This window comes from Burkholderia sp. Ac-20345, from assembly GCF_017104825.1.
Lineage (GTDB): Bacteria > Pseudomonadota > Gammaproteobacteria > Burkholderiales > Burkholderiaceae > Burkholderia > Burkholderia lata_B.
On the sequence record NZ_JAAGPO010000329.1, the window covers coordinates 1 to 6,692 of the forward strand.

At 68.2% G+C, this 6,692-nt stretch carries 8 protein-coding genes; 5 read left to right on the plus strand and 3 right to left on the minus strand.

Going from position 1 to position 6,692, the window contains the following annotated elements:
• Together G3O06_RS45700 and G3O06_RS45705 are read left to right on the plus strand one after the other, a co-directional pair.
• Positions 1-1,135, plus strand: a 1,135-nt coding sequence (locus G3O06_RS45700; protein WP_241020581.1) for a PAS domain-containing sensor histidine kinase, incomplete at its 5' end; no start/stop codon positions are given.
• Entirely contained in the window at positions 1,132-1,779 is a 648-nt protein-coding gene (locus tag G3O06_RS45705; protein WP_006483707.1) for a response regulator transcription factor, read from the plus strand. The genes G3O06_RS45700 and G3O06_RS45705, both read left to right, overlap by 4 nt.
• A 75-nt stretch (positions 1,780-1,854) precedes the next feature.
• On the opposite strand, the gene G3O06_RS45710 is transcribed toward G3O06_RS45705, so the two are convergent.
• Entirely contained in the window at positions 1,855-2,259 is a 405-nt protein-coding gene (locus G3O06_RS45710) for a lysozyme inhibitor LprI family protein (RefSeq protein WP_205820019.1), read from the minus strand.
• A gap of 346 nt (positions 2,260-2,605) precedes the next feature.
• Here G3O06_RS45710 and G3O06_RS45715 point away from each other — a divergent pair, with 346 nt between their 5' ends.
• From G3O06_RS45715 to G3O06_RS45725, 3 genes are read left to right on the plus strand one after another with little or no spacing between them, the layout of a single operon-like run.
• Positions 2,606-3,208, plus strand: coding sequence for a DUF1326 domain-containing protein (locus tag G3O06_RS45715; RefSeq protein WP_174982850.1), 603 nt, complete (start codon positions 2,606-2,608; stop codon positions 3,206-3,208).
• A gap of 23 nt (positions 3,209-3,231) precedes the next feature.
• Positions 3,232-4,020 carry a DUF2182 domain-containing protein gene (locus tag G3O06_RS45720; RefSeq protein ID WP_174969938.1) on the plus strand — a complete coding sequence of 263 codons (789 nt, stop codon included), beginning with the start codon at positions 3,232-3,234 and terminating at the stop codon, positions 4,018-4,020.
• Positions 4,021-4,027: 7 nt separating this feature from the next.
• Positions 4,028-4,921 carry a DMT family transporter gene (locus G3O06_RS45725; protein ID WP_205820020.1) on the plus strand — a complete coding sequence of 298 codons (894 nt, stop codon included), beginning with the start codon at positions 4,028-4,030 and terminating at the stop codon, positions 4,919-4,921.
• A 134-nt stretch (positions 4,922-5,055) separates the two neighbouring features.
• Here the strand turns inward: G3O06_RS45725 and G3O06_RS45730 are convergent, their stop codons facing one another.
• Entirely contained in the window at positions 5,056-5,385 is a 330-nt protein-coding gene (locus tag G3O06_RS45730) for a DUF4148 domain-containing protein (protein WP_174913832.1), read from the minus strand.
• Positions 5,386-5,607: 222 nt separating this feature from the next.
• Positions 5,608-6,483: a PilZ domain-containing protein gene (locus tag G3O06_RS45735; protein WP_205820021.1), complete on the minus strand. Its 876-nt coding sequence runs from the start codon at positions 6,481-6,483 to the stop codon at positions 5,608-5,610.
• Positions 6,484-6,692: the final 209 nt, after the last annotated feature.

The window sequence follows — 6,692 nt, forward strand, 5'->3', positions numbered from 1 at the left end:
TGGCCGCGCCGGCGCCGCCGATTCCGGCGCGAGCAGCCGCGGCATCCTCAACGAGGCGCGGATGATGGGCATCATCCGTTCGTCGATGGAAGCGATCATCACGATCGACGAAAAGCAGACGGTCGTGATCTTCAATCCGATGGCCGAGCAGGTGTTCGGCGTGTCCGCGATGGAGGCGATCGGTGCGCCGCTGTCGCGCTTCATCCCCGAGCGGTTCCGCGCCGCGCACGCGAAGCACGTCGACCAATTCGGCGTGACGGGCGTGTCCGAGCGCCAGATGGGCCGCCAGCGGGTGCTGTTCGGGCTGCGTGCCAACGGCGACGAGTTCCCGATCGAGGCCTCGATCTCGCAGATCCGCGACGCGTCGGGCAAGCTCTATACGGTGATGCTTCGTGACATCACCGAGCGGCTGCGCGCCGAGAACGCGCTGAAGCAATCGCGTGAAGAATTGCGCGAACTGTCGGCGAACCTGCAGAACGTGCGCGAAGAGGAAAAGACCCGCATTGCGCGCGAACTGCATGACGACCTTGGCCAGCAGCTCACCGCGCTGAAGATGGATCTGTCGGTGGTCGAGCAGCAACTGCGCGTGCCTGGCCGCACACAACCCGACGAGGACGTGCAGTCGCACCTGCAGGGCATGCGGCGGCTGATCGACGCGACGGTCGCGTCGGTGCGGCGCATCGCTGCCGACCTGCGGCCCGTGATGCTCGACGATCTCGGCCTCGTGCCGGCGATCGAATGGCTTGCAAACGATTTCACGAACCGCTACGGAATCGATGTCGAGCGGCACATCGAAACCGGTGGCCTCTCGTTCACCAGCGCGGGCGCGACCACGTTGTTCCGGATCGTCCAGGAAGCATTGACGAACGTCGCGCGCCACGCGGATGCGACGCGCGTCGCGCTGCGGCTCGACGTCGAGGAAGGCTTCTGCGTGTTGCGCGTCGCGGACAACGGCCGCGGCTCGACGCCCGGCGGCCCGGCCCACGAAGACAAATCGTTCGGCCTGATCGGCATTCGCGAACGCGCCCACATGCTGGGCGGCACCGTGACGATCGACACCGCGCTCGCGCGCGGTTTCTCGATCACCGTTGCATTCCCGCTCAGTACCGTCCAACAGGAAACGCTCATCACATGATCAAGGTGCTCATCGCCGACGACCATACGCTCGTACGCGACGGTCTGCGGCACATCCTCCAGAACGCCACCGGATTCGAGGTGGCCGGCGAAGCCTGCGACGGCCCTTCGACGATCGCGCTCGTGCGCGCCACGCCCGCGCAGGTGCTCGTGCTCGACCTGTCGATGCCGGGCCGCAACGGCGTCGAGCTGATCAAGCAGATCAAGGACGAGAAGCCCGCGCTGCGCGTCCTCGTGCTGACCATGCACGCGGAGCAGCAATACGCGGTGCGCGCGTTCCGCGCCGGCGCGTCGGGGTATCTGACGAAGGAAAGCGCGAGCGCCGAGCTGGTCGGCGCGGTCACGAAGGTGGCGTCGGGTGGCGTCTACGTGAGCCTCGCGATGGCCGAGCAGTTCGCGCAGAGCCTGAACGAACCGGCCGAAACGCTGCCGCACCAACGCCTGTCCGACCGCGAATTCGACGTGTTCCGGCGGATCGCCGCCGGCCAGACGCTGACCGAGATCGCCAACGCGCTGTGCGTGAGCGCGAAGACGGTCAGCACGTACAAGACGCGGATCCTGGAAAAGATGCAGATGCCGCACGAAGCGGCGCTGGTGCGTTACGCGATGCGGCACAAGCTGCTCGACGAAACGGACGACGTGTAACGGACGACGTCCAGCCGCGGATGGCGTGTGCCGCCCGGCCACGCCGCACGCGTTAGCCGGGGTGGCGCACCCCGCTTACTTGGCCGGCACCGGGCACGCGAGATCGCCTTCCTCGCAGGCCAGATAGCCCTTCAGCGTCTCGGTACGCGCTTTCGTCAGATCGTCGAGGCAGGTCGACACGACCATCGGATACGCACTACCGCCCTCGGCGTTCGCGCTGGAGAAGCTGCATTCGGCATCGCGATATGCGATCCACGCACGCTGCGTGTTCACGAGTTTGTCGGCGAGCGGCCGCGCATCGCGCAGGCGCGCGGTGACGGCCTGGTAGGTGCGGTTCAGGTCCCCGTCGGACTTCCTGTACGCGCGATCGGCGCATGCCGTCATCGCCGCCTGATCCGTCGCGTCGGCACAATTCGCCTGCGCATGGGCGACGTTCGCCGCCAGCGCCAGCGAGCACAGCAGACCGGTCAAGACACGCATGGATGCTCCTTGTTGTTCGTTGAAGTCGTGGAACCCGGTGCCGGGCTTGCCGCGCTGTTGCGCATCGGCCGCCGTCGCGCGGCGACACCGCTCGCGATGCTAGCGCACGCGCGCCGGCTTGTCAGCCGGTGTCGCAGCATGTGGCGGTTTGCATATCGGCCCTCCCCACCTACACTTGAAAATCGATACGCCGCTTCAGGCCCGCGCTATCGCATCCATCCCGTCTCCGCTTCCGCGCATTCCTCTGCGCATTTCGCGTTCGCATCGCCGAGCGGGGTGACGATTCGTCAGTCAGCTTCCTCCCCCCAGCCCAACGTGCAATCGCCGTCGCTCCCTGGAGGGAATCATGAGCTATCACCTTGAAGGCCGTCTGCTCGAGGTCTGTAACTGCCGCGTACTCTGTCCGTGCTGGATCGGCGAGGATCCGGATTTCGGCGTCTGCGACACGATCGTCGCCTGGCATGTCGACAAGGGCACCGTCGACGGCGTCGACGTGGGCGGCAACACGATCGCCGCGGTGTGCCGCGTGCCGGGCAACATCCTGCAAGGTAACTGGACGGCTGCGATCTACGTCAGCGACACGGCGTCCGAAGCGCAGGAGCAGGCGCTGCTCAAGGTCTACACGGGCCAGGCCGGTGGCCCGATCGCCGAACTCGCAAAACTGATCGGCACGGTCGTGTCGATCGAACGCGCGCCCATCACCTTCAATGTCCAAGGGGCACGCGGCACGCTGTCGATCGGCACCGACTACCACGCGGAACTCGAACCGTACCTCGGCCCAAGCGGCGCACAGACGACGCTGACCGACACCGTGTTCTCGACGGTGCCCGGCGCACCGGTGTTCGTCGGCAAGGCGCCCGTCTACCGGTCGAAGAATGCGGCGATCGGCATCGACGTCGATCTGAAGAATCACAACGCGCTGCAGAGCACGTTCCTGTTCGACGCGTGAAGCGCGATCGCACGCCAACGGTCATGGCTGCGTCGCTGCATCGGCGCCTGTTTCCGCTCGTGCTCGCGAGTCTCGTCGCGTTCGCGTGGCTCACCCTGTGGGCGTGGACGCGCAGTCCGTACGGGCGCTACCTCGACCACGGCGACAGCGGGTTGCCCGAACCGTTCAGTGCGCTTTGCCGCGCGCTGCCGGGCGGCACGCTGTGGCTGCCGGCCGCGTTCGACGCGGCCGGCTGGACGCTGATGATCCTCGCCATGATGTTGCCGACGACGCTGTCGTTGTTCGATGCGTTCGCCCGCGTCGTCGCGAGCCGCCCCGACCAGACGCGCCTGCTCGCGCTCGTCGGCATCGGCTACGTCGCCACGTGGAGCGGCTTCGGCCTCGTCGCGCATGGCCTGCACGGGCTGCTGCTGACGGGTGTCGCGCACGTACCGGCGCTCGCGTGGCGCGGCTGGCTGATCGGCGCGGCCGTATTCGCGCTCGCCGGCGCGTTCCAGTTCAGCGGACTGAAGACGCACTGTCTCGACCGTTGCCGCACGCCCTTCAGTTTCGTGATCAGCCGCTGGCGCGGCCGCACGCCGATGCGTCACGCGTTTGCGCTGGGCGTGAGCCACGGGCTCTTCTGTGTCGGCTGCTGCTGGGCGCTGATGCTGCTGATGTTCGTCGTCGGCGCGGGCAGTCTCGGCTGGATGCTGTCGCTCGCCGCGTTGATGGCCCTCGAGAAGAATGCGTCGTGGGGGCAGGCGCTCACCGCGCCGCTCGGCGTCGCGTTGTTCGGCGCCGCCGTGCTGATCGTCGCCAGCCACGCGTGAGGCCCTGATGCGACCGCCCGCCCCTGCCTTCGCGCTGCACGTCCGGCCGGGCGTGCGCGTCGTTGCGCTGACGTCGATCGCGATGCTCGCGTTCGCGTCGAATTCGCTGCTGTGCCGACTCGCGCTGCAGGCCGGACGGATCGACGCGGCCAGCTTTGGTAGCCTGCGCCTCGTATCCGGCGCGCTGATACTCGCGATCGTCGCGCGTGCGGGTGCGCGACGGCCCGCCCCGCCTGCCGACTGGCCGGCTGCGGCGATGCTGTTCGTGTACGTCTCGTGTTTTTCGTTTGCGTATCTGACCGTCAGCGCGGCCACCGGCGCACTGATCCTGTTTGGCGCGGTGCAACTGACGATGTTTGTGGCGGGATGGCACGCGGGCGAACGGTTTGCCGCGACCGGCTGGGCCGGGTTCGGGGCAGCGCTCGGCGGACTGGTGTATCTCGTGTCGCCCGGGCTCGCCGCGCCGACACCGCGCGGCGCGGCGCTGATGACGGCTGCCGGCATTGCATGGGGAATCTATTCGATACGGGGCCGCCGGCCCGTCGATCCCGTCGCGGCGACCGCCGGCAATTTCCTGCGGGCCGCGCCACTGGCGCTCGCGCTGAGCGTCGCACTCGCCACCCGCTTCCACGTCACGCCGGCCGGCGCCATTCTCGCCGCGCTTTCCGGCGCGCTGACGTCGGGCCTCGGGTACGTGGTCTGGTACGCCGCGCTGCGGCACCTCACGGCGATGCGCGCCGCGGCGGTTCAGCTTTCGGTCCCCCCGATCGCTGCGGCCGGCGCCGTGCTGTTCCTGTCGGAACAGCCGACATGGCGGCTCGCGCTCGCATCGGCAGCGATCCTCGGCGGGGTGGCGGCCGTGCTCGCGACGCGGGCTCGGCAGGCGGGCGACAAAAGGTGATGCGCATCGGACGCAGCGCATTCGCGTGGCCCCACCCATTCAGAGGCCGCCAAAATGCAAAACCCGCACACGGATACCGTGTACGGGTTTCAGAACGGACGGCAAACCGGGCGCCCTTGCGGGCGCTGCCTGGCTTAGTGGCCGAAGAACACCGACGAACGGTCGGTTGCGGCCGGCGCGACCACGTGCTGACCCGACTGCGACGTCGCGGCAGCGTTCGCACCGTAGCCCGTTGCATCAGCTTGCGCGCCAGTGTTCTGCGCGGCGGCGATCTTGGCCTGCGCGGCCTGGATGTTTTCCGGGTAGTTCATCCAGTCGTTCGGGTTGTAGCCGGCCTTTTCGAGCTGGACCAGCTCGGCGCGCACTTGCGCGCGCGTCAGCGGCTGCTGGTTCGATTGGGCGAACGAGACGACCGGTGCGGCCACCAGGGCGGCCAGTGCAACTGCCTTGATCAGCGATTTCATGATGCGTTACCTCCAGAATTGTTTTGTCAGGCGCTTCGGACTCGGGGTCGTTGCGCATGAGTAGAAGTCTAGGAGGCTCCGCTATCAGGGTAAATACTTAAATCGCGAATTCACTGTTGACGGAAAACATACAATCGCCGTGGAATCCATTGAATCATCAGATGATTGTAGGCATTCACGCACTGAATACCGCGACGCGGCACCCGGTGCGCCTGTCCAGGCTCAGCGCCGCCGGGCGCTATCCGACGACGCCATCAGCCGGTCGAACAGCAGCGCCTTGAGGCGGATCAGGTCGTCCGCGCCGGTCTCGCCGAACGCCGCGTGATGAAGCGTCAGCGCGGGCGCCGCCGGATCGGCATGGACGGCCCGCACCGTACCGTCGAGCGCCAGCAGCTCGACCCGGTCGCCCGTCGTGTACGGAAGCTGCACGCGCAACGGTTCGCCGATTGCGGCAATCGGCCGGTCGACGGCAATCGACAGCCCGCTCACGCTGATGTCGTGCACCATCCCGATGCCTTCCGCGCCCTCCGACCCGCCCGCGCAGCAGGCGGCGATCCGTACCGGCACGCGTGGCTCCGCGCGTGTGCGCAGCCGGTCGACAAAGCCGGGCGGCGACAGCACCAGGAACCGCGCGGCACCCGCTGCCTGCACCGACTCGACCGTCGCGCCGAAACGCGACACCGCGGCTCGGCCGATCGCGACCGCCTCGATGTCGTCGCCGCGCGCGAAGTCGAACGCGGCCGCCGGCTGCGGCTCGACGAACAGCGCGCCCGATGCGGCGATGCCAATCAGGCGGTAGCGCTGCAGCCCGCGGGTCGTACCGACCCGGCGACGGATGCCGATCGAGGCGCCCGCCGACAACCCCATCCGCGGCGCGTGAGGCACCGCGTCAGGCACGCGCGGCTCCGCTTCGGCGTCGTCGCGCCGGCGTACCGGCCGGAAATGGTCGAACAGGAAGGCATGCTGCGCGGCATCGCGCAGCGTCGTGCCCGCCGGCAGCAGCGCGGCGCCGTCGGCATCGTAGAGATCGAAGCCGAACGGGACGCCGGCGGCAAGATCGTCGCGCGCGAGCGGGACGTAGTCGGTAGATAGCCTCATCGGAAGGCGCGGAGCGACCGCGCGAGCTGTCATGACAACATGATTACGGCAGCTTCGCGCGAAATCTGAACGGCTCCGTTACTGCGAAGTGCCGGTTGCGTCGGGCGCGGCCGGCGCTGGCGCCTGGGACGGTGCGGCCGAAGGGGCGGCAGCCGGTGCGGCGCCAAATCCCGCGCTGCTTCCGCCCGCAGCGCTCGCCCCAGCTGGCG

Bases quoted from the DNA above. Each gene is read 5' to 3' on its own strand.
- G3O06_RS45725 (WP_205820020.1), top strand. From the start codon at position 4,028: ATGCGACCGCCCGCCCCTGCCTTCGCGCTGCACGTCCGGCCGGGCGTG.
- G3O06_RS45705 (WP_006483707.1), top strand. From the start codon at position 1,132: ATGATCAAGGTGCTCATCGCCGACGACCATACGCTCGTACGCGACGGT.
- G3O06_RS45720 (WP_174969938.1), top strand. From the start codon at position 3,232: ATGGCTGCGTCGCTGCATCGGCGCCTGTTTCCGCTCGTGCTCGCGAGT.
- G3O06_RS45730 (WP_174913832.1), bottom strand. From the start codon at position 5,385: ATGAAATCGCTGATCAAGGCAGTTGCACTGGCCGCCCTGGTGGCCGCA.
- G3O06_RS45715 (WP_174982850.1), top strand. From the start codon at position 2,606: ATGAGCTATCACCTTGAAGGCCGTCTGCTCGAGGTCTGTAACTGCCGC.
- G3O06_RS45735 (WP_205820021.1), bottom strand. From the start codon at position 6,483: ATGAGGCTATCTACCGACTACGTCCCGCTCGCGCGCGACGATCTTGCC.
- G3O06_RS45710 (WP_205820019.1), bottom strand. From the start codon at position 2,259: ATGCGTGTCTTGACCGGTCTGCTGTGCTCGCTGGCGCTGGCGGCGAAC.